Consider the following 25143-nt stretch of genomic DNA (forward strand, 5'->3'; position numbering starts at 1 on the left):
CCGGGCCCGGCAATGACGAAGGCCCGGCCCGCCGAAGCGGACCGGGCCTGTCGTCGACTTTGGACCTTCCAGACCTAGAAGTCCATGCCGCCCATGCCACCGGTCGGGTCGGCCGCCGGGGCGCCCGCCTTCTCCGGCTTGTCGGCGACAACGGCCTCGGTGGTCAGGAACAGCGCCGCGATCGAGGCTGCGTTCAGCAGCGCCGACCGGGTGACCTTGACCGGGTCGGCGATGCCGGCGGCCAGCAGGTCCTCGTAGTCACCGGTGGCCGCGTTCAGGCCGGTGCCGGCCTTGGAGTTGCGGACCTTCTCGGCGACCACACCGGGCTCCAGCCCGGCGTTGGCGGCGATCTGCTTCAGCGGGGCCTCCAGCGCCACCTTGACGATGTTGGCACCGGTGGCCTCGTCGCCCTCGAGCTTGAGCTCGTCGAGCACCGGACCGGCCTGCAGCAGCGACACGCCACCACCGGCGACGATGCCCTCCTCGACGGCGGCCTTGGCGTTGCGCACCGCGTCCTCGATGCGGTGCTTGCGCTCCTTGAGCTCCACCTCGGTGGCCGCACCGGCCCGGATCACCGCAACACCGCCGGCCAGCTTGGCCAGGCGCTCCTGCAGCTTCTCCCGGTCGTAGTCGGAGTCGCTGTTCTCGATCTCCGCGCGGATCTGGGCCACCCGCCCGGCGATGGCGTCGGAGTCCCCGGTGCCCTCGACGATGGTGGTCTCGTCCTTGGTGACCACGACCTTGCGGGCCTTACCCAGCAGCTCGACGTCGGCGGTCTCCAGCGACAGCCCGACCTCTTCGCTGATGACCTGGCCACCGGTGAGGATCGCCATGTCCTGCAGCATCGCCTTGCGGCGGTCACCGAAGCCCGGCGCCTTGACCGCAACCGACTTGAAGGTGCCGCGGATCTTGTTGACCACCAGCGTCGACAGCGCCTCGCCCTCGACGTCCTCGGCGATGATCAGCAGCGGCTTGCCCGACTGGATGACCTTCTCCAGCAGCGGCAGCAGGTCCTTGACGGTGGACACCTTGGAGCTGACCAGCAGGATGTAGGGGTCCTCCAGGACGGCTTCCTGACGCTCGGCATCGGTCACGAAGTAGCCGGAGATGTAGCCCTTGTCGAAGCGCATCCCCTCGGTGAGCTCGAGCTGCAGGCCGAAGGTCTGGGCCTCCTCGACGGTGATGACACCCTCGTTGCCGACCTTGTCCATCGCCTCGGCGATCAGCTCACCGATCGAGGAGTCGCCGGCGGAGATCCCGGCGGTCGCCGCGATCTGCTCCTTGGTCTCGACCTCTTTGGCACCCGAGAGCAGGGTCTGGGAGATCTTCTCGGTAGCCGCCTCGATGCCGCGCTTCAGACCCATCGGGTTGGCACCCGCGGCGACGTTGCGCAGACCCTCACGCACCAGCGCCTGGGCCAGCACGGTGGCGGTGGTGGTGCCGTCACCGGCGACATCGTCGGTCTTCTTGGCGACCTCTTTGACCAGCTCGGCGCCGATCTTCTCGTAGGGGTCCTCCAGCTCGATCTCCTTGGCGATGGACACACCATCGTTGGTGATCGTGGGGGCGCCCCACTTCTTCTCCAAGACGACGTTGCGGCCCTTGGGGCCCAGCGTCACCTTGACCGCATCGGCGAGGGCGTTCAGACCCCGCTCGAGGCCGCGGCGGGCCTCTTCGTCGTACGCAATTTGCTTAGCCATTGCGAAGTGATTCCTCCGGTTGGGGGGTGACACGTTCCGGGCCGGGTCCGATGCCCGCGACGGACGACGCAGGCTGTGTGGGCCTGGTCTCACCGTCCCGACCTAGCACTCACTGGTCGCGAGTGCCAAATCATTCTTAGCACTCGCCTATGGAGAGTGCAAGGAGAGGGTGGGGCTGCCTGCACAGTTCCCCGGACGCTGTTGATGATGCCGTCCCTGTTGGCGGCCCAACTGGTCGTCCGTGGGGGTCTCGGCGGGGTACCGCAGTGCGGCCGGGCTCCGCAGCGCTCCCTCCTCCCGATCGTCGCCCCGATCACGGGTGAACCCGCCCCATACGACTGAAATCGACACTCCAGCGGACACACACACTCGTATAGCGGCCTCTATGTCCGCTGAGGCGTCGATTTCAGCAGGCACCCACCGCGTCACAGGTCCAACAGCGCTTCGCAGAACCCGCCGAAGCCGCCCTCGGCGTCGACCAGGTGCACCTCGAGGATCCAATGGCAGACCCGCCCGGTGCGATCGACCCGGCGCATCACGGCGGTCGATCCGGGAGTGATGTAGCAGTCACGCTCATCACCGCTGATCTGCTTGTGCGGGAACTCCCCGACCAGGTGCCCGGCGATCGCGCTGCCCCACCGGTAGCCGTCCGCGGCGGCGAGCCCGACCATGTGCGCATACAGCGCCTCGCCAGTGATGTCGGGGTGGGCGGCGAAATGCGCGCGCCCGGCATCCCACACCCGGCCCAGCGCGGCGGCGAGGGTGTGTTTGGCGGGGTCGTCGCCGAGCACGAAGGTGCGCCCGAAGTCGGCTTCCCATTCGGTGAAGATCGGGCCCAGGTCCACGAAGACGATGTCGTCGGCGCCGATCACCCGGTCCGGCGGGTTCTCCGCGAACGGCGACAGCGTGTTCACCCCGGCGCGCACCACCCGCTTGTGCCAGTGTCGGCGTACCCCGAACCGGGCGGCGGCCAGCGCGGCGATCTGCTCGGAGACCGTCTTCTCCCCCACACCGGGACGGATCAACTCCTCAGCGGCGATGGCGTCGAACAGCGCGACCGCGATGTCCTGGGCTTCCCGCAGACGGGCCACCCGGATCGTCTCCACACTCTGCGACACCCCACCGATGCTAGAGCGGGCCGCCAACCCGGTTGCCTTAGACTGCATCCCGACATCGAGGAGGTTTGGGTGCGGGCAACCGAAGCGCCCAGCACCCAGGCTTTGCGGGGCTGGCAGCGGCGGGCGCTGGTCAAATATCTGACCGGCAAACCACGCGATTTCCTGCTGGTCGCCACGCCCGGGGCGGGCAAGACCACGTTCGCGCTGCGCATCGCCGCCGAGCTGCTCGCCGACCGCACCGTGGACACGATCACGATCGTGGTGCCCACCGAACACCTGAAGATCCAGTGGGCGGAGGCCGCCACCGGCGCCGGCCTCGCACTGGACCCGCGGTTCTCCAACGCCACCGGGGTGACCTCCAGCGACTATCACGGCGTGGTCGTCACCTATGCGCAGGTGGCCAGCCACCCCACCCGGCACCGGGTGCGCACCGAGAACCGCCGCACGCTGGTGATCTTCGACGAGATCCACCACGGCGGGGACGCCAAGAGCTGGGGTGAGGGCATCCGGGAGGCGTTCGACGACGCCACCCGCCGCCTCGCGCTGACCGGGACCCCGTTCCGCAGCGACGACTCCCCGATCCCGTTCGTCGACTACGCCGCCGACGGCGCCGGGGTGCTGCGTTCCCGCGCCGACCACACCTACGGCTACACCGACGCGCTGGCCGACGGGGTGGTGCGCCCGGTGGTGTTCCTGGCCTACTCCGGGGAGGCGCGCTGGCGTGACAGCGCCGGGCAGGAGTACGCCGCCCGCCTGGGCGAGCCGCTCACCGCCGAGCACACCGCCCGGGCGTGGCGCACCGCGCTGGATCCGGCCGGCGAATGGATGCCGGCGGTGATCGGGGCGGCCGACCGGCGGCTGCGCCAACTGCGTGAGCATGTGCCCGACGCCGGTGGCATGGTCATCGCCTCCGATCAGACGGCCGCGCGCGCCTACGCGAAACTGCTGACCACCATCACCGGCGAGGCCCCCACGGTGGTGCTCTCCGACGACCCGGGCGCCTCCGGGAAGATCAGTGAGTTCGCGGCCGGAACCTCCCGCTGGATGGTGGCGGTGCGGATGGTCTCCGAGGGGGTCGACGTGCCGCGGCTGTCGGTCGGGGTGTACGCCACCAGCGCGTCGACCCCGCTGTTCTTCGCCCAGGCGATCGGGCGGTTCGTGCGCTCCCGGCGCCCCGGCGAGATCGCCAGCATCTTCGTGCCCTCGGTGCCGGCGCTGCTGCAGTTGGCCAGCGAGTTGGAAACGCAGCGCAACCATGTGCTCGGCGAACCGCACCGGCCCACCCAGGAAGAGGAGTTCGCCGCCGCCGAACGCACTCACAGCGAACCGTCCGAGTTGGACAACGGCTACACCTCGCTGGGGGCCGACGCCGAGCTGGACCAGGTGATCTTCGACGGATCATCGTTCGGTACCGCGACCCCGGCCGGCAGCCCCGAGGAGGAGGACTACCTGGGGATCCCGGGGTTGTTGGACGCCGAGCAGATGCGGGCGCTGCTGCGGCGGCGCCAAGACGAGCAGCTCTCTGCGCGCAGCGCGGCCGGCGCACCCGCGCCGCCGGCGACCCGCCACGGGCAGTTGCGCGAGCTGCGCCACGAACTCAACGCGCTGGTCTCCGCCGCCCATCACCGGCTGGGCAAACCGCACGGCTGGATCCACAACGAGCTGCGCCGGCGCTGCGGGGGCCCGCCGGTCGCCGCGGCCTCCGCGGTGCAGCTGCAGCAGCGCATCGAGGTGATCCGGACCCTGTGATCGCGGAGCCGGCTGTGTTTGACTGCCGGATATGAGTTCTGCTGTCCGTCTGCTGGTGGCATGTGCCGGATTGCTCGCCGTTGTGGCCGCCGGCGGGTGCGGGGACCGCGCCGAGCAGCCCACCGGTCCGCCCGCCCCGTCGAGCACCACCCTCGATCCCGACGCCGCCAGCCCCGACGCGCTGCCGGCCGGGTTCCCCACCGACGTGCCGGTGCTCACCGGGGAGATCAGCGGGCAGGCGATAGAGGTGCCCGGCTCGCGGGGCAAGATCTGGACGCTCACGGTCACCGGCGTCGACGAGCAGGCCGCCGACACCGCGGCACGGCTGCTCACCGACGCCGAGTTCCACCGCGACGAGGTGGCCTCGGAATGGAACAGCGACCCGGCCTGCGACTACCAGTCGCAGTTCAGCAAGGACCGTGCCGACGGCGGGGCCTACATCGCGGTGCTCTGCCCCAGCCACGACCACACCACGCTGACCTATACGGTCAACATCTACCCGCCCGAAGACTGGCAGATCAGCGAACCGCCACAGCTGCCGCAAGCGCCCAACCTGCCGCAACCCGGCGGCTGAGGGGCGCCGTGTTTAACTACCAGCCATGAGCTCATATCCGGTGCGGCTGGTGGCCGCAGCGCTGGCCGGGGTCGTCGTGGTCGGCGGCTGCTCGCGCGGGGACAGCGGCGACACCGACGCGACCCCGACGACGAGTTCCTCGGGCAGCGCGGCGAGTTCCGCCGCGCCGGGCCTGGGCCCCGAGGCGGCAAGCCCCGACGCCCTGCCCGACGGGTTCCCCGCCGCCGTGCCGATCCTCGACGGGCAGATCGACGCCGAGTCCCGCGACGTGCTCGGATCGGGCGGCCTCATCTGGATGGTCACCGTCACCGACGTCGACCCCGGCGGCGCCGACACCGCCGAGCGGCTGCTGCGTGACGCCGGGTTCGTCCAGGCCGAGGACGCCTCGGACTGGCAGGGCGGACCGTGTCAGCGCGAGGCGCAGTTCTCCAAAGAGGCCGGCAAAGACCCCGGCAAAGACCCCGGCAAGGACCCCGGCAAGGACCCCGCCGGATCCGACTCCTATGTCCTGCACCTGTGCGGCAACCCCGAGGGACAGCGGTACCGGCTGGAGTACACCATCAACGTCTACCCGCCGAACAACTGGCAGTTGCCGTCCCTGCCGGAGATGCCGGAGATGCCCGCGCCGCCGGAGATGCCGCAGCTGCCGCCGGCGCCGGAGGAACCGCCGGCACCCGAGCCGCCCCGCTGATCAGCCGCGCTGCGCCCAGACACTGTCGGCGACCCAGGGCGAGGCGGTCGCGGCGATGTCCCACGCCCACCCCGCCGGCACGTCGATGAGCTGGTAGGCCTTCACTCCCGCCGCGGTCGCCGCAATGAGGGTGGCCACCCCGGCGCGCCGCTGAAACCAGCTCTGGCGCACCGACCAGGCGATGATCCCGGCGTTGGCCACGCAATCGCGGCGCCGCTCCAGGCTGCCGGCCCGCCCGACCAGCCAGTCCGTCGACACCCGGTGGCCCAGAGCGCGCACCCGATCGAGGGCCAGCAGCGCCGCACCGGCGAGCACCGCCGACCACATCGCCCACGCCCAGCCCGGCACACCGGCCACCGCCAGCACCACCGCGGCCACCGTCGGCAGCGCCATCGCCCGGGTCCAGCGCCGCCGCGCGGCGGCGGGGCCGTGGGATCGCAGCGGTCCCGCGACCACCGCCGGGTCACCGATCAGCTCGGTGAGCACCCGCTGCGCGGTGGGCAGCGGGCACGGCGGCAGCAGCACCGACGACTCGCCGACGCCGGACACCCCGGTCATCACCGCGTCGACGCGCGCCCCACCGACCGCCCGCACCAACAGCGGCTCACGCAGCACCCCGCCGCGCAACCGGCTGGTGTCGAAGGTGCGGTCGCGCTGTCGGGTCAACCCGTGGCGCAGCCGCAGCGCCCCGGGGCGCCGGGACAGCTCGAGGTTGCCGTAGACCAGCAGCGAACGCAGCATCGCCAACACCACCACCGTCACCACCACCAGCGCGGCGGTGCCCGCGGCGGTGGCCGCCACTCCCCAGCGGGCGGCCAGGTTCTCCGCGGTGCGGCCGAGCCAGGAATCCTCGCGCAGCAGTTGCTCACCGCCGAGCTGGTAGGCGACCCCGACCGCGGCGGCCAGGGTCGCCAGCCCCGACAGGCTCAGCGGGCTGTAGCGCAGCCACGACGGCTCCCACCGCGCCAGCACCTCCCCGCCGGCAGCCTCGGAAGATTCGGTGGTCTCCCCGGCGTCGGCGAGCAAAACCGCCCGCAGCCCCGGCACCTGATCGGCGCGCACCGCATCGAGCACGAAAGCGCTGCCGCGGCTGGACTGCTGGCCGGTGTTGACACGGATCGCCGTCAACCCGAGCAGCCGGTGCAGCAGGCGCGCCTCGGTGGAGACACTGCGAATCCGGTTGCGCGGCAACGCTATCGTGGATCTGCGCAGCAGACCGGTGCGCAGCTGCACCTCCTCGTCGACGATCCGGTAGCTGGTGGTCGCCCACCGCGCCATCCCGATGACGACGGTGACCGCCAGCACCACCACGATCCAGAACGGATCTCCTGAGGCGCTGCCGAACAGCACCGCGGCGGCCAGCAGCGGCAGCTGGCGCAGCAGCTCGTGCACCGGGTGCACCAACAGCATTCGGGGGCTGAGCCGCTGCCAATTCACGTGGCGTCCTCGGCGCCGAGGGCGGCGATGTCGGTGAGGTAGGCGACGATGTGGTCGGCGACGGCGACGTCGAGGGCGGCGATGCGTACCTCGCCGGCCGACGACGCGGTGGTGATCGCGACATTGGCCAACCCGAACATCCTGTCCAGCGGGCCGCGGTGGGTGTCGACGGTCTGCACCCGCGAGATCGGGGCGATGCGCCGCTCCTGCACCAGCCAGCCGGCGCGGGTGTACACCGCCTGCGGGCTGATCTCCCAGCGGTGCACCCGGTAGCGCCACAGCGGCGCCACCGCCGTACCGACCACCAGCCCGGCCAGGGTGAACAACCCCACCCCGGCGTGCAGCCACGGCCGAGTGGGGTCGACAGTGGCCCAGCCCAACTGGATCACGGCCAGCACCAGCCACGGGATCGCCCCGCCCAGCGCCCACACCAGCGGCGCTTTGGCGCTCGGCGGGTGGGCGGGTTCTGCCATCGTCACCATGACCGTGTCACCATGCTCTCGTCACCATGCTCTAAGCATGGCGTACGCCGCAGACCCCCGCGGCGCCATCCCGGGTCCGCGGCCCCAGGAGTCGCCCAGCCGCAGTGGGTATCGTGGCGATCCATGAACTCTCGCCCCCATTGGGACAGCGCCGCTGTCCCCGACCAGACCGGCCGCGTCGCAGTCATCACCGGCTCCAACACCGGCATCGGGTTCGAGGCCGCCCGCGTGCTCGCCGACCACGGCGCCCAGGTGGTGTTGGCGGTGCGCAACCTCGCCAAGGGTGAGGCGGCAGCCGCCCAGATCCGCGCCCAGCACCCCGATGCGCAGGTCGCGATCACCCAGCTCGACCTGGCGTCGCTGGAATCGATCCGCACCGCCGCGGCCGATCTGCGGTCGGCCTATCCGCGCATCGACGTGCTGATCAACAACGCCGGAGTGATGTTCACCCCGCGCCAGGAGACCGCCGACGGGTTCGAAATGCAGTTCGGCACAAATCATCTCGGTCATTTCGCGTTGACCGGCCTGATCTTGGACCGGCTCGTCGGGGTCGAGGGCTCGCGTGTGGTGACGGTGTCGTCCAACGCCCATCGCCTCAAAGCGGCCATCCACTTCGACGACCTGCAGTGGCAGCGCCGCTACAGCCGGGTCGGCGCCTACGGGCAGGCGAAGCTGGCGAACCTGCTGTTCACCTACGAACTGCAGCGCCGTCTCGCCGCCGCGAACGAGCCGACGATCGCGGTCGCCGCCCACCCGGGTGCTTCGAACACCGAGCTGATGCGCAACCTGCCCGCCGTCATACGCCCGGCGGCGAAACTCGTCACCCCCCTGATGTTTCAAAGCCCGCCGATGGGGGCGCTGCCCACCCTGCGCGCCGCGACCGACCCGCAGGTCACCGGCGGGCAGTACTACGGCCCCGACGGCTGGCAGCAGCAGCGCGGCTACCCGGTCCTGGTGCGTTCCAGCCGCCAGTCCCACGACGAGGATCTGCAGCGGCGGCTGTGGGCGGTCTCCGAGGAACTCACCGGGGTGACCTATGGCGTTTGAGCCCGTCGACCAGCTGCGTTCGGTCGAGGAGCATCAACGGATCGTCGCCGAGCACCTGCCGGGGGGCGCACCGGTGGCACTGCCGCTGGCTGAGGCCGAACATCTGGTGCTGGCCACCGATCTCGTCGCCAAGGTGGCGCTGCCGGTGTTCGACAACTCCGCGATGGACGGCTATGCGGTGCGCGCGGTCGACGTCGCCGGCGCCGACGAGGCGCCGGTCACCCTGCCGGTCACCGAGGACATCCCGGCCGGGCGCACCGACATCCCCACCCTCGCCCCGCACACCGCGCATCGCATCATGACCGGCGCCCCGGTGCCGGTGGGCGCGACCGGGATCGTGCCGGTGGAACGCACCGACGGCGGCGTCGACAACGTGCAGATCCGGGCGGCCACCAGCGAGGGCCGCCACATCCGGCGCGCCGGGGAGGACGTGCCCGCCGGCGAGACGGTGCTGCGCACGGGCCAGCGGGTCACCCCGCCGGTGGTGGGGCTGGCCGCCGCCCTGGGCCACGACCGGTTGACGGTGTGGCCGCGCCCGCGGGTGCTGGTGATCTCCACCGGCACCGAGCTGGTCCGCCCCGGCACCGCGCTGGCGCCGGGCCAGATCTACGAGTCCAACGCGGTGATGCTGGCCGCGGCGGTGCGCGACGCCGGCGCGGAGGTGCTGGCGCTGGCCACCGTCAGCGACGACGTCGACGAGTTCGCCGCGGTGCTCGACCGCTACGCCGGCGACACCGACCTGATCGTCACCAGCGGCGGGGTCTCCGCCGGCGCCTACGAGGTGGTCAAGGACGCGTTCGGCCGCGACGGCGGCCAAGGTGTGCAGTTCGTCAAGGTCGCCATGCACCCGGGGATGCCGCAGGGAATCGGGCGGGTCGGCGACACCACGATCGTCACCCTGCCGGGCAACCCGGTGTCGGCGATGGTCTCCTTCGAGGTCTACATCCGCCCCGCGTTGCGGGCCGCGATGGGCTTCACCCACCCGCAGCGTCCCCGCCGCCAGGCGATCCTCACCGAGGCGCTGAGTTCCCCACCGGGCAAACGCCAGTTCCGTCGCGGCATTTTCGACGCCGACACCGGCACGGTCATCACCTGGGGCCCGCCGGCCTCCCATCACCTGCGCTACATGGCCTCGGCGAACTGCCTGCTGGACATCCCCGCCGAGGTCACCGACCTGGCCGCCGGGGCCGCGGTGCAACTGTGGGACCTCGGCTGAACCGACCGTGAGTGCACACGCCCACCCGCGCGGGCGCACTCCGTAGGATGTCCGGATGGCCCGACCGCCCGCCGCCGACGCCGCGGCGTCGATTCCCCAGCGTCTGCTGGCGCTGCTGCGCGCCACGGTGCCGCCGGTACACCCGGCCGGATACCCGTTCATCGGTGCGGGCCTCGCCCTCGCCGCCGTCGGACGCAAGCATCACGGTGTGCGCCGGTCCGGCCTGCTGGCCGCCGCGGCGTGCGCCGGTTTCTTCCGCCACCCCGACCGGGTGCCGCCGCAGGATCCCGGGGCGGTGGTCGCCCCCGCCGACGGCACCGTCTGCCTCGTCGAGGCCGCCGTGCCGCCGCCGGAACTCGACCTCGGCACCGACCCGCTGCCGCGGGTGAGCATCTTTTTGTCGCTGTTCGACGCGCACGTGCAGCGCGCCCCGATCGGTGGGCAGGTGCTCGCCGTCGCCCACCGGCCGGGCCGGTTCCACTCCGCGGAGCTGCCGGTGGCCAGTGCGGAGAACGAACGCACCAGCGTGGTGATCCGCACCCCCGCGGACCAGACCGTGGTCGCGGTGCAGATCGCCGGACTGTTGGCGCGGCGCATCGTCTGCGACCTGCGCGCCGGGGACCGGGTGAGCATCGGCGACACCTACGGGCTGATCCGGTTCGGCTCCCGACTCGACACCTACCTGCCGGCGGGCACCGACCCGGTGGTGCGCCTGGGCCAGCGCGCCGTGGCCGGTGAGACCCTGCTGGCGCAGCTGTCATGACCCGCACACGCCGGGTGGTGGGCCTGCACATCCTGCCGAGCTCGATGACGGTGCTGGCGATCTGCGCCGGGCTGACCTCGATCAAGTTCGCCCTCGACCACGAGACCCAGCTGGCGATGGCGATGATCGCCGCCGCCGCGATCCTCGACGGGCTCGACGGTCGGGTGGCGCGGATGCTCGACGCGTCGTCGCGGATGGGTGAGGAGATCGACTCGCTCGCCGACGCGGTCAACTTCGGCGTCGCGCCGGCGGTGGTGGTGTACGTGACGATGCTGCCGTCGTCGCCGGCCGGGTGGATCGCCGCGCTGCTGTACGCGGTCTGCATCGTGCTGCGGCTGGCCCGGTTCAACACCCTGCTCGACGAGACCGAACTGCCCGCCTACACCCGCGAGTACTTCGTGGGGATGCCCGCCCCCGCCGGTGCGATCGCGGTGATCGCCCCGCTCGCCGCCTACATGCAGTTCGACAGCGGCTGGTGGTCCTCGGAGTGGTTCGTCTGCGCCTGGCTGGTGTTGTGCGCCGCGCTGGTGATCTCGCGCATCCCGATGCGCAAGATGCACGCGGTGTCGGTGCCGCCGCGGCTGGCCAGCCTGGTGCTGGCCGGGCTGACGCTGGTCGCCGCCGCGGCGTTCCTGTTCCCCTACATCCTGATCCTGGTGCTCGTCGGCGCCTACCTCATCCACATCCCGTTCGGGGTGCGCAGCCACCGCTGGGTGGCGGCCCGCCCGGAGAACTGGGAGGACAAGCCCCGCGAGTGGCGCGCAGCCCGGCGGGCGAACCGGCGCGCCCACCCCAGCCGCCGGTCGATGACACGGCTGGGATTGCGGAAACCCGGCCGGTAGGACCACCGCGATGACGTTGACGCTGACGGCCCGGCTGAACACCTCCGCGGTCGACAACCGTCGTGGCGTGATCCGGCTGCACCCGGAGGCTTTGACTGCCCTCGGTATCCGGGAATGGGACGCGGTGTCGCTGACCGGGTCCCGCACCACCACCGCGGTCGCCGGGCTCGTCGGCGCCGGGGCCACCCCGGTCGCCCCCGGCGTGGCGCTGCTCGACGACGTAACCCTGTCGAACGCTGGACTGCGGGAGAACAACCCGGTGGTCGTCACCGCGGTCACCGTCTACGGGGCGCGGTCGGTGAGCCTGGACGGCTCGGCGCTGGCCACCCAGTCGTTGTCGCCGGCCACGCTGCGCCAGGCGCTGCTGGGCAAGGTCGTCACCGTCGGCGACGTGGTGTCGCTGCTGCCGCGCGACCTCGGGCCGGGCACCTCCACCTCGGCGGCGACGGCCGCGCTGGCGTCGGCGGTCGGGATCACCTGGACCTCGGAGCTGTTGACGGTCACCGCGGTGGATCCGCCCGGGCCGGTCAGCGTGCAGCCCAACACCGCGGTCGGCTGGGCGAGCCCGGGCGCCCCCGCGGTCGCCGCGGAACCGCCCGACCTGGCCGTCGACGACCTCAAAGGGGTCGGCGCGCAGGCGGAGAAACTCACCGAGTGGCTCAAACTCGCCCTCGACGAGCCGCAGCTGCTGCACAGCCTCGGCGCCGACCCGCAGCTCGGCGTGCTGGTCTCCGGGCCGCCGGGGGTGGGCAAATCCACCCTGGTGCGCGCCGTGGCCGCCGGGCGGCGACTGATCGAACTCGACGGCCCCGACGTGGGGGCTCTGGCCGCCGACGACCGGCTCGCGGCGGTGACCGACGCGGTCGGCGCGCTGCGCGCCGGCGGGGTGCTGCTGATCACCGACATCGACGCGCTGCTGCCCGAGACCGCCGAACCGGTGGCCACCCCGATCCTCGCCGCGCTGCGCGAGGCGCTCAGCGTCGACGGCGCGGCGTTCGTCGCCACCTCCGCCCTGCCCGACCGGCTCGATGCCCGGCTGCGCGGACCGGACCTGTGTGACCGGGAGCTGACGCTGGGCCTGCCCGACGCCGCCATCCGCCGCTCGCTGCTGGAGACCATGGTGCAGGGTGTGCCCGCCGCCGATCTGCACCTCGACGTGATCGCCGAGCGCACCCCGGGCTTCGTCGCCGCCGATCTGGCCGCGCTGGTGCGTGAGGCGGCGCTGCGCGCGGCGTCGCGGGCCAGCAGCGACCACGAGCCGCCGCGGCTGACCCAGCCCGACCTCGAGGGGGCGTTGACGGTGATCCGGCCGCTGTCGCGGTCGGCGGCCACCGAGGTGGCGATCGGCACCGTGACCCTCGACGACGTCGGCGACATGGAAGCGACCCGCCAAGCACTCACCGAGGCGGTGCTCTGGCCGTTGCAGCATCCCGACACGTTCAGCCGTCTCGGGGTCGACCCGCCGCGCGGGGTGCTGCTCTACGGCCCGCCCGGCTGCGGCAAGACGTTTTTGGTGCGCGCGTTGGCCAGCACCGGGCGTCTCAGCGTGCACGCCGTCAAGGGCCCGGAACTGATGGACAAATGGGTGGGCAGCTCGGAGAAGGCGGTGCGCGACCTGTTCCGCCGGGCCCGCGACTCGGCACCGTCGCTGGTGTTCCTCGACGAGATCGACGCACTGGCGCCGCGGCGCGGCCAAAGCGTCGACTCCGGGGTCACCGACCGGGTGGTCGCGGCGCTGCTGACCGAACTCGACGGCATCGACCCGCTGCGCGACGTGGTGGTGCTCGGCGCCACCAACCGCCCCGATCTGATCGATCCGGCGCTGCTGCGGCCGGGTCGGCTGGAGAAGCTGGTGTTCGTCGACCCCCCGGACGGGCCGGCCCGCGCGGACATCCTGCGCACCGCCGCGCGCAGCGTGCCCCTGCACGACGACGTCGACCTCGACGCGCTGGCCGCCGACCTGCACGGCTACAGCGCCGCGGACTGTGTGGCGCTGCTGCGGGAGGCGGCGCTGACCGCGATGCGTCGCAGCCTCGACGCCGCCAACGTCACCGCCGCCGACCTGACCAGCGCCCGCGACACGGTGCGCCCCTCCCTGGACCCCGCCCAGGTGGCGTCGCTGCGCGAGTTCGCCGCCCGCTGAGCGGCGGGTGCGCCCGCTCGCCGGCGCCTCCCCCGCGGAAGTTGCGCCTCCCCCGCGGCGGGTGCGCCCAACCTTCGCGGAAGTGCGCCCAAACTCACGTTTGCGTGCGTTTCGGGCGCAAAAACGCACGCAAACGTGAGTTTCACGACGCCTCGGGGCCCCGCGGCATACCCGGTGGGCGGCATCGGCGCCTGCGCGACTCGGTAAACTGGCTCGCGACCCCCGTGAACCCATAGCGACCCCCAACGTCCCCCAACGTCAAGGGTGACCCCCGCCCCGCGGGCTGGCCTTGCGTTTCTGTCCGCTCAACGCAGACCACACCGGAGTGTGATGCTCGCGATACTGCTCGCCCACGCAGTTGCCGCGGCGTCGGCTCCTGTGCTGCTGCGCCGCTGGGGCAGGGTGATGTTCTACCCGCTGGCGCTGGTGCCGGCCGGGTCGCTGATCTGGGTGATCACCCATTGGCCCCACCCCGAGCAGCGGGTGACGGTGTCGTGGGTGCCGGGGCTGTCGATGGACATCGCGCTGCGCTTCGACACCCTCGCCGCGGTGATGAGCGTGCTGGTGCTCGGTGTGGGGGCGCTGGTGCTCTGCTACTGCGCGGAGTATTTCCGCCCCACCCCCGACCACCGGCCCGACCCGCGCAAGCCCGGGTTCGCCGCCAAGATGGTGGCCTTCGCCGGGGCCATGTTCGGCCTGATGGTCGCCGACAACATGCTGGTGCTCTACGTGTTCTGGGAACTGACGACGGTGTTGTCGTTCCTTCTGATCGGCCACTACGCCGAGCGGGCGGTGAGCCGCCGCGCCGCCATCCAGGCGCTGCTGGTCACCACCTTCGGCGGGTTGGCGATGCTCGGCGGGATCGTCATGCTGGGCGAATCCACCGGCAGCTATCTGCTCTCCACCCTGGTGGCCGAGCCGGAGCGGGTGCCGCCCGGCACGCTCACCACGGTCGCGGTGGTGCTGGTGTTGGTGGGGGCGTTGAGCAAGTCGGCGATCCTGCCGCTGCACTTCTGGCTGCCCGGCGCGATGGCCGCCCCCGCCCCGGTCAGCGCCTACCTGCACGCCGCGGCGATGGTGCAGGCCGGGGTGTACCTGGTGGCGCGGATGGCCCCCGGCTTCGCCGACGTGCCCGGCTGGCGGCCGATGGTGGTGGGGCTGGGGCTGGCCACCATGCTCGCCGGCGGGTGGCGCGCGGTCCGCGAATACGACCTCAAGCTGTTGCTGGCGTTCAGCACGGTCAGCCAACTCGGGTTGATGGTGGCCCTCGTCGGGTTCGGCACCGCCGATCTGATGCTGGCCGGGCTGGCGGTGGTGGTGGCCCACGCCGGCGCCAAGGCGACGCTGTTCATGGTGGTCGGCATCATCGACCACGCCACCGGCACCCGCGACGTGCGGAAGCTGGCCGGGCTGGGCCGCCGTGCCCCCGGGTTGGCGACGATCGCCACCGCCGCGGCCGCCAGCATGGCCGCGGTGCCGCCGTTCCTGGGCTTCGCCGCCAAGGAGGCGGCGTTCACCGCCCTCGACGAGCAGCCGGGGTTCACCGGATGGCTGATGCTGACCGCGGTGGCGGTCGGCGCGGTGTTCACGATCATCTACAGCCTGCGGTTCCTGTGGGGCGGGTTCGGCGCGAAGGGCCGCACAGCACCCAGTCGCGCGGTCGCCGAGGCGCACCGCCCCAACCGCTGGTTCTACCCGGCGCCGGCGCTGCTGGCCACACTCGGGTTGGTGCTGGGACTGGACGTCTCCCGCGTCGACGCGGTGCTGCGCGGCTACGCCAGCACCCTCGGCGACGGCCACTACCACCTGGCGCTGTGGCACGGGCCGAGCCGCGCGCTGACCCTGTCGGCGCTGGTGCTGGTCGCCGGGACGATGGTGTTCGCCACCCGCGGCCCGCTGCAGCTCACCCGGCTGCGCCGGCTGCCGCTGGGCAACGCCGACCGGGTCTACTACGCCGTGCTGCAGGGTCTCGACGTGCTGGCGGTGCGGGTGGCCGGCCTGATCCAGCGCGGCTCGCTGCCCGGCAACCAGGCGGTGATCTTGACGACGTTCGTGGCGGTGCCGCTGGCCGCGCTCGCCCTCGGTGCGCGCCCGACACCGTCGCTGCAGTGGTGGGACTCCCCGCTGCAGCTGACCCTGGCGGTGTTGATCATCGCCGCCGCTCTCGGCGCCGCGGTGACCCGCAACCGCCTGGCCGGGGTGCTGATGGTCGGGGTCACCGGCTACGGCTGCGGCACGGTGTTCGTCTTCCACGGCGCCCCCGACCTGGCGTTGACGCAGTTCCTGGTCGAGACGATGACGCTGGTGATCTTCGTGCTGGTGCTGCGCGCCCTGCCGGCCAGCACCGAGCGGGCCACCATGCTGCACCGCCGCGGCCCGCGCGCCGCGCTGGCGGTCGCGGTGGGGCTGGCGGTGGCGGTGCTGGCGGCGTTCGCGATGGCCGCCCGCGACGGTGTGGGGGTGGCCGCACTGCTGGCCGACGCCGCCTACACCCGCGGGCACGGCTCCAACACCGTCAACGTGCTGCTGGTCGACATCCGCGCCTGGGACACCCTCGGGGAGATCTCGGTGCTGCTGGTCGCCGCCACCGGGGTGGCCTCCCTGGTGTTCCGGCATCGCCGTTTCGGGGTGGCCCCGCGGGTGCCGACCGCTGCCGCGCAGCTCGCCGAACCCACCGTCTACAGCCCCGCCATCGGCTCCACCACCTGGCTGCGCGGCAGCGGCTACCGCGACCCGCGGGAGCGCTCCCTGGTGCTGGAGGTGACCACCCGGATCATCTTCCCGCTGATCATGGTGGTCTCGGTGTACTTCTTCTTCGGTGGGCACAACACCCCCGGCGGCGGCTTCGCCGGGGGCCTGACCGCCGGGCTGGCGTTGACGCTGCGGTATCTGGCCGGCGGCCACTACGAGCTCGGGGAGGCGCTGCCGCTGGATCCGGGCAAGGTGCTCGGCGTGGGCTTGACCCTGGTGGGCGGCACCGCGGTCGCCTCGCTGGCGTTCGGCGCGCCGGCGTTGTCGTCGGCGGTGCTCAGCGTCACCGTGCCGGTGCTCGGCGAGATCACCCTGGTGACCGCGCTCTTCTTCGACCTGGGGGTGTATCTGGTGGTGATCGGGCTGGTGCTCGACGTGCTGCGCAGCCTCGGCGCCCGCCTCGACGACGAGGTGCCCGCCGGGGTGGCCGGACCGTTGGTGGGGCCGCGATGAGCGCACAGTTCTTCCCGCTGCTGACCATCGCGGTGCTGGTGGCCTGCGGGGTGTTCCTGCTGCTGGAACGCAGCCTCACCCGGATGCTGCTGGGGGTGTTGCTGATCAGCAACGCGGTGAACCTGCTGATCATCCACGGCGCCGGGCGCGCGGGCAACCCGCCGGTGCAGGACAGCAGCGCCGGCAAGGAGACCGCCGCCGACCCGTTGGCGCAGGCGATGGTGCTCACCGCGATCGTCATCACGATGGGGGTGGCGGCGTTCATCCTGGCGTTGACCTACCGGTCGTTCCGGTTGACCACCGCCGACCGGGTCGGCGACGACCCGGAGGCCACCCGCGTCTCCCAGCTCTCCGACGAGGAGGCCATCGCCGCCGAGGACGACGACGGCGGCACCGTCGACCCCACCGAGCTGGACGCGGTGGTGGAGTCCACAGAGTCCGGGGAGCCGTCATGACGTTGGCGACCGCGTTGATCCCGCTGCCGGTGCTGCTGCCCACCCTCGGTGCGGCGGCCACCCTGGTGTGCGGGCCGCGCGCGCGGGTGCAGCGCGCGATCACGCTGCTGGTGCTGACCGCGGTCACCGCGATCGCCGCCACCCTGGTGTATCTGGCCGACCGTGACGGCACCCTGGCGGTGGCGATCGGCGGCTGGGACGTCACCCCCGCCGGGCTGGGCCCGCTGGGCATCACGCTGGTGGTCGACCGGCTCTCGGCGCTGATGCTGGTGGTCTCGGCGGTGGTGCTGCTGTCGGTGATGGTCTACGCGATCGGCCAGGGCATCCGCGACGGCGACGACCGCCAGCCGGTGTCGATCTTTTTGCCCACCTACCTGTCGCTGACCGCCGGGGTGTCCATGGCGTTCCTCGCCGGCGACCTGTTCAACCTGTTCGTCGGGTTCGAGGTGCTGCTCACCGCCAGCTACGTGCTGCTGACCATCGGCGCCAGCGCCGACCGGGTGCGCGCCGGGATCGGGTACGTGATGGTGTCGATGGTGTCGTCGCTGATCTTTTTGATCGGCATCGCACTGGTGTACGCCGCGACCGGCACGTTGAACCTCGCGGAGCTGGCCACCCGCACCGGTGATCTGAGCACCGGGATCCGCACCGCGATCTTCGCGGTGCTGCTGGTCGCGTTCGGGATCAAGGCGGCGGTGTTCCCCATGTCGGCGTGGCTGCCCGACGCCTACCCCACCGCCCCGGCGCCGATCACCGCGGTGTTCGCCGGGATCCTCACCAAGGTCGGGGTGTATGCGATCATCCGCGCCGACACCCTGCTGTTCCCCGGCGGACGGCTCAACCCGGTGCTGCTGGTGGCCGCGCTGCTGACGATGCTGGTCGGCATCCTCGGCGCGATCGCCCAGAGCGACATCAAACGACTGCTGTCGTTCACCCTGGTCAGCCACATCGGGTTTCTGGTGTTCGGGGTGGCGGTGACCACCGCGGTGGGCACCGCCGGCGCGATCTACTACATGGTGCACCACATCGTGGTGATGACCACGCTGTTTCTGGCCGCCGGGCTCATCGAACGCCAGGGCGGGGCGTCGACCGTGCAGCGCCTCGGCGGGCTGGCCGCCAACCCGATGCTGGCGTTTTTGTTCCTGGTCCCGGCGCTGAACTTCGGCGGGATCCCGCCGTTCTCCGGGTTCATCGGCAAAGTGGCGCTGCTGCAGGCCGGCACCGTCAACGGCTCGGTGCTGTCCTGGCTGCTGGTGGCCGGCACCCTGACCACCAGCCTGCTGACCCTGCTGGTGATGGCGCGGGTGTGGAGCCGGGTGTTCTGGCGGCCCCGCGTCGACGCACCGGAGGCCCTGGCCGCCGCGGCGCCGAGCGTGCTGCTGGTCAACACCGAGGAGATCGCCTACGCCGACCGCGACGACGTCGGGCGGATGCCGCGCTCGATGGTCGCCGCGACCCTGGCGTTGATCGCGGTGGCGGTGGGGCTGACGGTGGCCGCCGGGCCGGTGTTCGGCTACACCCAGCGCGCCGCCGACGAGATCATCGACCGCGGCCCCTACCTGTCGACGGTGCTGGGCGGGGGTGACTCGTGAGGACCGCGGGACTGCGGGTGCTGACCGTGCTGGCGCTGACGGTGGTGTGGCTGCTGCTGTGGGGCCGGTTCACCCCCGCCAACGTCGTCGGCGGCCTGGCGGTGGCGGTGGGGGTGTTGGTGTTGCTGCCGCTGCCGCGGGTGCCGGTGCAGGGCCTGCTGCACCCGCTGTCGTGGCTGCGGCTGGCGCTGCGGGTCGGCTGGTATCTGGTGCTGTCGAGTATGCACCTGGCGTGGCTGGCGATCCGGCCGGGCCCGCCGCCGCGCAACGGGGTGCTGCAGGTGCACTCCCGGCTCAAATCGGATCTGGTGCTGGTACTGGCCGGCAACATCACCACGATGATTCCCGGCTCGATCCTGCTGGAGATCGACCAGGTCAACCGGATCATGTACTACCACGTGCTCGACGTGGGATCGCCGCGCTCGGTGGCCCAGTCCCGCCGGCAGGTCGCCGAATTGGAGAGGTTGTTGGTGCAGGCGTTCGAACGGGACAGCGAGTGGCTGCCATGAGCCCCATCTGGATTGCCGCCGGGATCGTGTTGGGTGTTGCGGCGATCCTGACCATGTGCCGGCTGCTGATCGGCCCCAGCACCCTGGACCGGCTGGTGGCGGTGGACTCGCTGCTGGCGATGGCGATGTGCGGGATCGGCACCTGGGCCGCGGCCAGCGGCGACACCACCGTCACCTACAGCCTGGCCGCCCTGGCGCTGATCAGCTTCATCGGCTCGGTCTCCGTCGCCCGGTTCCGCGTTCCCGACACCCAGGAGCGCCGATGAGCGTCTCCGACGGTATCGCCGGCGCGCTGGTGCTGGCCGGCTCCCTGTTGGCGTTGACCGCCGCGATCGGGGTGCTGCGCTTCCCGGACACGTTGGCGCGCATGCATTCAGCCACCAAACCGCAGGTGCTGGGGCTGCTTCTGGTGCTGGCCGGCGCCGCCATCCGGCTGCGCGGCAGCCACGACTTCGGCATGCTGGCGGTCACCGCACTGTTCACGGTGATCACCGCGCCGGTGGTGGCCCACCGGGTCGGTCGGCTCGCCTACCGCGAGCAGGACATGGACGCCCAGCTCATCATCGACGAGATGCGCCACCCACCGGACTGAGCACTCACTGCGAGAGCTGGAACGCCACCCGCGCAGCGAAGGTGTCGACGGCGTCGTTGACCGCGGTCAGCCGGTCGGCCGCACTCGGGGCGGCCAGCACCGCGTACCGGTCGGCGGGGCCGATCGGGATGCGGGCGGCCAGGGTGTACAGCCGTTCGCCGGCGGGCGCCCCGGCCGGGCCGAACAGGGTGTCGCGGGCGGGAAGTGCGACCCGACGCCGGGTGGTGGTCCGCTGATACAGCGCCAGGAGTCGATCCTCGATCTTGCGAATATCGCTGTCGCCGACCGGCTCTCCGGGCTCGTCGGGCCATGGAGTCACCTGGGCGCGCGGATACGGATCGTCGTCGAGCCAGCGCTGCACCCGGATGCGCTCGCCGACCGTGGCTACCAGGGCGTGCTGACCGAAGCCGAGTTTGCGGTGGCGGGCGATCTGTGCGAGAGCCCCCACGTCGCAGCGCCGTTCGCCGCCGCCGACCTCCCGTCCGGCGGCGATCAGCACCACCCCGAACCGGCGGTCACCGGCCAGGCAGTCGGTGACCAGCTCCCGGTAGCGGGGCTCGAAGATCCGCAGCGGCAACGTCTCCCCGGGCAGCTGCACCGACTCCAACGGAAACATCGGCAGCGCCGCCATGCGATCAGAGCTCCAGCTCGTCGATGAGTGCGTCGACGACGGTGCGCAGATCCCCGTCGTTCTCCTCGGCGACGCGGCGCTGCCGTTGATACGACGCGCCGTACCGGTAGATGTCGGCGACCGCGGCCAACTCGTCGGCGCAGTGCAACGTCTTCGCCACCGGGGCCAGCCGGGTCAGCAGGTCGTCGAGGTCGTCGGTGACCAGCCGTTCGTTGCTGTCGGCGTCGAGGATGATCTCGGCGTCCAGCCCGTAGCGCGCGGCACGCCACTTGTTCTCCTGCACATGCCACGGCGGCATCACCGGCAGCAGTTCCCCGGCTTCCAGGCGCTGATCGAGATCGACCACCAGGCAGTGCGTCAACGCCACCAGCGCGCCGAGTTCCCGCAGATTGGACACCCCGTCGAAGACCCGCAGCTCGATGGTGCCCAGCGCCGGGGAGGGCCGGATGTCCCAGCGGATCTCGTTGAGCCGGTCGATGATCCCGGTCTTCTTCTGGTCGTGGACGAACCGCTCGAACTGGCGCCAGGTCTGGAACTGGAACGGCAGCCCCGCGGTCGGCAGCTGCTGGAACATCATCGACCGGTTGCTGGCGTAGCCGGTGTCCTCCCCGCCCCACCACGGCGACGACGCCGAGAGCGCCAGCAGGTGCGGGTAGTAGTTGAGCAACCCGGAGATGATCGGCATCGTCTTGGCCGCCGAACGGATGCCGACGTGTACGTGCACACCCCAGATCAGCATCTGCCGACCCCACCACTGGGTGCGTTTGATCAGCTCGGCGTAGCGGGGGGCGTCGGTGAGCTGCTGAGTGGACCACCGCGCGAACGGGTGGGTGCCCGCGCTGAACAGCTCCATGCCGCGGGCCCGCACCACCTGGCGCGTGGTGGTCAGCGTGGACCGCAGATCCTCCATGGCCTGCGGGGTGTCCGCACAGATGCCGGTGATCAGCTCAACGGTGTTGCGCAGCAACTCCTTGTGCACCCGTGGGTTCTCGCCGATCTCGGCGATCACCGCGGCGGCCTCGTTGCTCAGGTCGCGGGTGTGGGCGTCCACCAGGGCGAACTCCCACTCGACCCCGATGGTCGGCCGGGCAGACCCGGCGAAGTCGATGCGGGCGGCGACGTTAGCCGGCGTTGATGACACCACAGGCCACACGCGCGCCGGCGTCGCCGGTTTTCCGCGTGGTTTCGTCGGGGCCGGGCGTGCCGTCGGCCTGCACGTACCGGTCGGACGGGATGTGGGCGAAGTTGTCGTCGTCGGCGTGGATGATGATCGCGGTCCCCTTGCCGGCCAGCAGCTCGTCGCGGCTGAACGCATCGGTGGTGGTCACCAGATAGCCGGTGCCGTCCGAGCGCACCTGCAGCGCGGTCAGGTCCCCGCTCTGCGGGTGGCCCTCGTGGCCGGGGGCCTGGAAGTGCCCGCCGGCGGAGAGGAACGCGCCGGGCTCCCCGCCGCCCGGTGCGGTCGAGTCGGCTTCGCACTTGCCGACCTCGTGCAGGTGGGTGCCGTGGAAGCCGGGGGTCAGCGCACTGCCCTCGACGGTCGCGATGGTGACGGTGGCGTAGCCCTCGCTGAAGTCGAACCGGGCGGACGCCACCGGGGTGCCGTCGACGTCGTAAAGCTCGGCGCGCAGCGTGTCGCTGTCGGCGTCGCCGTCGGTGTCGCCGTCGTCGGACTGCGGCGCGGTGCCCGGCGATCCGGTCCACACCGACGGGGCCGGCCCCGGGCCGGGCGCGGCCGGCTCGTTGGGCGTGCAGGCGCTGAGCAACAGCGCCGGCACCGCCAGGGCGGCCACTGCCATCGTGGGGGCGAATCTCGTGACGACGGGGCCACGACTAACCGGGAGCCTGGACGTAAGCATGGACAGAGCTTAGCGGGTCAACTGGTCACCAGGACGATGACGCCCGGAGGTTGATCGGCGACGTCGGGATCTTCGATGCGCGGCGCCACCGGCACGTCGAGCAGTTTGCCCACCGCTTCGGCCGATTCCTGCTCGCCCTCGTTGTCCGGGTTGAAGAACACGGTGGTTTCGGTCACCGAGTCGACCCGCATGTTGCCGACGTCGGTGACGTCCCATTCGGCGTCGCGCAACCGGTCGGCGGTCTCGGCGGCCAGGCCCTCCTGGTCGGAGATGTTGTAGACCCGGACCTCCGATTTCGGTGCGGCCGGTGCCGTCGTGGTGGTCGTCGTGGTCGCGGTGGTCGTCGTCGACGACGCCTCCTCCGACGGCGAGCCACCCGAGCTCAGCCATTGGAATCCGAGCAGCAGGAAGATCACGCCGAGGAACAGCAGCACCATCACCATGGCGCGCAGCGGCAACCCCGATGAGTCTGGGACGTGGTCGTTCATCGCGCCCACTGTATCCGGGCGTGCACAGATTCCGGCAATTGCGACCGTGGAATTCGCCGCACCGCCGGGTCAGGGCACCTCAAAGCCCAGTCGCCGGGCCGCCTTGGCCTTCAGCCGGCTCGCCCGCATCCGCCGCAGCCGTTTGACCAGCATCGGGTCGGCGGCCAGCGCGTCGGGACGCTCCACCAGCGCGTTGAGCACCTGGTAGTAGCGGGTCGCGGAGAGCCCGAACAGCTCCTTGATGGCTTCCTCTTTGGAGCCGGCGTACTTCCACCACTGCCGCTCGAAGGCCAGAATGTCGTGTTCGCGCCGGGTCAACCCGTCGCTGAGTTCGGAGTCGTCGCCTGATCGATGAGGTTGCGCCATGGCGCCGTCCATACCGTGCCGGACCCTTCCCCGAAATACATCGAATAACAACAGTGTGTTTCGGCCCGTATTCAATCACGCCGACGGGCCGGGCGTGGGAACCCGGCCCCGCGAGTCGCGATACCGGCGGCGATTTAAGCTTGCCGATCATGGCAGTCGTACCGATTCGCATCGTGGGCGATCCCGTCCTGCACACACCCACCGCCCCGGTGGCGGTCGGCTCCGACGGGTCCCTGCCCGCCGGCACCGCCGAGTTGATCACCGACATGTACGAGACGATGGACGCCGCCAACGGGGTCGGGTTGGCCGCCAATCAGATCGGCGTGGGGCTGCGCGTGTTCGTCTACGACTGCGCCGACGACCGCGGCCGCGGGCCGCGGCGGCGCGGCGTGGTGATCAACCCGGTGCTGGAGACCTCACCGGTGCCCGAGACCATGCCCGATCCCGACGAGGACGACGAGGGCTGCCTGTCGGTGCCCGGCGAGTCGTTCCCCACCGGGCGCGCCGACTGGGCGCGGGTGAGCGGCCTCGACGCCGACGGCAACCCGGTGACACTGGAGGGCACCGGGCTGTTCGCCCGGATGCTGCAGCACGAGACCGGCCACCTGGACGGCTTTTTGTACCTGGACCGGCTGATCGGCCGGCACGCCCGCAGCGCCAAACGCACCGTCAAGGCCCGCGGCTGGGGGGTGCCCGGGTTGTCCTGGATGCCCGGCGACGTTCCCGACCCGTTCGGGCACCCGTGAGCGCGCTGCCCCCGCTGGGGACCCGAGTGGCGGTGCGGTTCCGGTTGCCGGCCGGCTCCGAGCCCCCGCTGTCGGACGCGGTGGGCCATCTGCTCGACGTCGACCCGCTGGTGCGGGTGCGCACCAAGACCGGTGAAGTGGTGCAGTTCCCCGCCTCCGAGGTGCTCACCGTGCGTCGGCTCACCGACGTGCCGGTGCGCAACTCGCAGATCCGTGCGGTCGAGCACGCCGCCGCGCTGGGGTTCCCCGGCACCGAACGGCAGTGGCTCGACGGCTGGCTGCTGCGCGCCGGGCAGGGGGCGACCGCGCGCGCCAACTCGGCGATCCCGCTGGAGCGGGGCACCTCGTTTGCGACCGTGCCGGCGATCGTCGACTGGTACGTGCAGCGCGGGCTGACGCCGCTGTTCGCCATCCCCGACCGGATGGTGTCCCTGCGCGACGACACCCCCGTCGACTGCGAGACCCGCACCCTGGTGCTCGATCTGCCCGCCGGGCCGGCGGCCCCGGCTGCGGTCACCGTCGCCGAGACCCCCGACACCGCCTGGCTGGCCGACTACGACCGCCCGGTGCCCACCGCGGTGCTCACCGCGGTCGTCGACGGCGGCGCGGTGTGTTTCGCCCGCCACCCCGACGGCGCGGTGGCACGCGGGGTGATCACCGAATCCGCCGACGGCACCCCCTGGGTGGGCCTTTCGGACCTGCGGGTTGCGGCGACGGCGCGCCGCCGCGGCCTGGGCACGGCGGTGGGCACCGCGGTGCTGGCCTGGGCGGCGCAGCGCGGGGTCACCCGCGGCTACGCGCAGATCCGCGAGGACGGCCGCGACGGGCCGCTGGGGCTGCTCACCGCGCTGGGATTCACCAGCCAGCATCGCTGCCGGTATGTGCGCACCGAGGCGATCTGGTCGGGGCCGACGAGTCGGAGGTTGTGATGGGCGGCGA

General features: G+C 71.7%; 25 protein-coding genes. 16 read left to right on the forward strand and 9 right to left on the reverse strand.

Translation table 11 applies throughout. From position 1 onward, the window contains the following. Positions 1-74: 74 nt before the first annotated feature. Together groL and B8W67_RS07295 are read right to left on the reverse strand one after the other, a co-directional pair. Complete coding sequence (groL, locus tag B8W67_RS07290; RefSeq protein WP_085303219.1) at positions 75-1700, reverse strand: chaperonin GroEL; 1626 nt, start codon at positions 1698-1700, stop codon at positions 75-77. Between the two features lie 425 nt (positions 1701-2125). Further along, positions 2126-2818, reverse strand: a complete 693-nt coding sequence (locus B8W67_RS07295) for a M24 family metallopeptidase (protein WP_372507452.1) — start codon at positions 2816-2818, stop codon at positions 2126-2128. A gap of 69 nt (positions 2819-2887) precedes the next feature. Between B8W67_RS07295 and B8W67_RS07300 the strand changes: the two genes are divergently transcribed. The 3 genes from B8W67_RS07300 to B8W67_RS07310 are packed head-to-tail and all read left to right on the forward strand — an operon-like array spanning position 2888 to position 5832. Continuing rightward, positions 2888-4567 (forward strand): DEAD/DEAH box helicase, encoded by a 1680-nt coding sequence (locus B8W67_RS07300; protein ID WP_085303223.1) that lies wholly within the window; start codon positions 2888-2890, stop codon positions 4565-4567. Positions 4568-4598: 31 nt separating this feature from the next. Continuing rightward, positions 4599-5141 carry a hypothetical protein gene (locus B8W67_RS07305; protein WP_133056076.1) on the forward strand — a complete coding sequence of 181 codons (543 nt, stop codon included), beginning with the start codon at positions 4599-4601 and terminating at the stop codon, positions 5139-5141. Between the two features lie 25 nt (positions 5142-5166). Continuing rightward, positions 5167-5832, forward strand: a complete 666-nt coding sequence (locus B8W67_RS07310; RefSeq protein ID WP_085303226.1) for a hypothetical protein — start codon at positions 5167-5169, stop codon at positions 5830-5832. On the opposite strand, the gene B8W67_RS07315 is transcribed toward B8W67_RS07310, so the two are convergent. After that, on the reverse strand, positions 5833-7242 hold the full coding sequence (locus B8W67_RS07315) for a PH domain-containing protein (RefSeq protein ID WP_085303228.1): 1410 nt from the start codon (positions 7240-7242) through the stop codon (positions 5833-5835). Between the two features lie 23 nt (positions 7243-7265). Next, positions 7266-7751, reverse strand: coding sequence for a PH domain-containing protein (locus B8W67_RS07320; RefSeq protein ID WP_234806693.1), 486 nt, complete (start codon positions 7749-7751; stop codon positions 7266-7268). A gap of 123 nt (positions 7752-7874) precedes the next feature. On the opposite strand from B8W67_RS07320, the gene B8W67_RS07325 reads away from it, so the two are divergent. The 11 genes from B8W67_RS07325 (at position 7875) to mnhG (ending at position 20114) form a co-directional block, all read left to right on the forward strand. Next, a complete protein-coding gene (locus B8W67_RS07325; RefSeq protein ID WP_085303230.1) occupies positions 7875-8798 on the forward strand; it encodes an SDR family NAD(P)-dependent oxidoreductase in 924 nt (307 codons plus the stop codon). A 13-nt stretch (positions 8799-8811) separates the two neighbouring features. After that, positions 8812-10014, forward strand: a complete 1203-nt coding sequence (gene moeA / locus B8W67_RS07330) for a molybdopterin molybdotransferase MoeA (protein WP_085303273.1) — start codon at positions 8812-8814, stop codon at positions 10012-10014. A 55-nt stretch (positions 10015-10069) separates the two neighbouring features. Next, positions 10070-10777: a phosphatidylserine decarboxylase gene (locus B8W67_RS07335; RefSeq protein WP_069390546.1), complete on the forward strand. Its 708-nt coding sequence runs from the start codon at positions 10070-10072 to the stop codon at positions 10775-10777. Beyond that, entirely contained in the window at positions 10774-11619 is an 846-nt protein-coding gene (gene pssA, locus B8W67_RS07340) for a CDP-diacylglycerol--serine O-phosphatidyltransferase (protein ID WP_069390547.1), read from the forward strand. Before B8W67_RS07335 ends, pssA begins: the two co-directional genes overlap by 4 nt. A gap of 10 nt (positions 11620-11629) precedes the next feature. Further along, positions 11630-13762: an AAA family ATPase gene (locus tag B8W67_RS07345; RefSeq protein ID WP_069390548.1), complete on the forward strand. Its 2133-nt coding sequence runs from the start codon at positions 11630-11632 to the stop codon at positions 13760-13762. Between the two features lie 330 nt (positions 13763-14092). Next, the gene (locus B8W67_RS07350) at positions 14093-16966 is read left to right on the forward strand and encodes a Na+/H+ antiporter subunit A (protein ID WP_085303232.1); all 2874 of its coding nucleotides are present in this window, start codon (positions 14093-14095) and stop codon (positions 16964-16966) included. Next, a complete protein-coding gene (locus tag B8W67_RS07355; RefSeq protein ID WP_085303233.1) occupies positions 16963-17421 on the forward strand; it encodes a Na(+)/H(+) antiporter subunit C in 459 nt (152 codons plus the stop codon). The genes B8W67_RS07350 and B8W67_RS07355 overlap by 4 nt, the downstream gene beginning before the upstream one ends. Beyond that, a complete protein-coding gene (locus B8W67_RS07360) occupies positions 17418-19013 on the forward strand; it encodes a Na+/H+ antiporter subunit D (protein ID WP_085303235.1) in 1596 nt (531 codons plus the stop codon). Before B8W67_RS07355 ends, B8W67_RS07360 begins: the two co-directional genes overlap by 4 nt. Beyond that, entirely contained in the window at positions 19010-19522 is a 513-nt protein-coding gene (locus tag B8W67_RS07365) for a Na+/H+ antiporter subunit E (protein WP_085303237.1), read from the forward strand. Before B8W67_RS07360 ends, B8W67_RS07365 begins: the two co-directional genes overlap by 4 nt. Then, positions 19519-19788: a monovalent cation/H+ antiporter complex subunit F gene (locus B8W67_RS07370; RefSeq protein WP_085303239.1), complete on the forward strand. Its 270-nt coding sequence runs from the start codon at positions 19519-19521 to the stop codon at positions 19786-19788. Before B8W67_RS07365 ends, B8W67_RS07370 begins: the two co-directional genes overlap by 4 nt. Further along, positions 19785-20114: a monovalent cation/H(+) antiporter subunit G gene (gene mnhG / locus B8W67_RS07375; protein WP_085303240.1), complete on the forward strand. Its 330-nt coding sequence runs from the start codon at positions 19785-19787 to the stop codon at positions 20112-20114. The genes B8W67_RS07370 and mnhG overlap by 4 nt, the downstream gene beginning before the upstream one ends. A 4-nt stretch (positions 20115-20118) precedes the next feature. Here mnhG and B8W67_RS07380 read toward each other — a convergent pair whose 3' ends face one another. From B8W67_RS07380 to B8W67_RS07400, 5 genes are all read right to left on the reverse strand, one after another. Then, complete coding sequence (locus B8W67_RS07380; RefSeq protein ID WP_085303243.1) at positions 20119-20745, reverse strand: LON peptidase substrate-binding domain-containing protein; 627 nt, start codon at positions 20743-20745, stop codon at positions 20119-20121. A 4-nt stretch (positions 20746-20749) separates the two neighbouring features. Further along, the gene (locus B8W67_RS07385) at positions 20750-21886 is read right to left on the reverse strand and encodes a glutamate--cysteine ligase (protein ID WP_085303274.1); all 1137 of its coding nucleotides are present in this window, start codon (positions 21884-21886) and stop codon (positions 20750-20752) included. After that, entirely contained in the window at positions 21867-22544 is a 678-nt protein-coding gene (gene sodC, locus B8W67_RS07390) for a superoxide dismutase[Cu-Zn] (RefSeq protein WP_085303245.1), read from the reverse strand. Before sodC ends, B8W67_RS07385 begins: the two co-directional genes overlap by 20 nt. 77 nt (positions 22545-22621) lie before the next feature. Continuing rightward, positions 22622-23092, reverse strand: a complete 471-nt coding sequence (locus B8W67_RS07395; protein WP_085303276.1) for a LytR C-terminal domain-containing protein — start codon at positions 23090-23092, stop codon at positions 22622-22624. Between the two features lie 69 nt (positions 23093-23161). After that, positions 23162-23470, reverse strand: a complete 309-nt coding sequence (locus B8W67_RS07400; protein ID WP_085303246.1) for a nucleoid-associated protein NapA — start codon at positions 23468-23470, stop codon at positions 23162-23164. A 137-nt stretch (positions 23471-23607) separates the two neighbouring features. Here B8W67_RS07400 and B8W67_RS07405 point away from each other — a divergent pair, with 137 nt between their 5' ends. Continuing rightward, positions 23608-24204, forward strand: a complete 597-nt coding sequence (locus tag B8W67_RS07405) for a peptide deformylase (RefSeq protein ID WP_085303248.1) — start codon at positions 23608-23610, stop codon at positions 24202-24204. Further along, entirely contained in the window at positions 24201-25133 is a 933-nt protein-coding gene (locus tag B8W67_RS07410) for an N-acetylglutamate synthase, CG3035 family (protein WP_085303249.1), read from the forward strand. Before B8W67_RS07405 ends, B8W67_RS07410 begins: the two co-directional genes overlap by 4 nt. Positions 25134-25143: the final 10 nt, after the last annotated feature.

It is taken from the genome of Mycolicibacillus koreensis, from assembly GCF_002104795.1.
GTDB classification, from domain to species: domain Bacteria; phylum Actinomycetota; class Actinomycetes; order Mycobacteriales; family Mycobacteriaceae; genus Mycobacterium; species Mycobacterium koreense.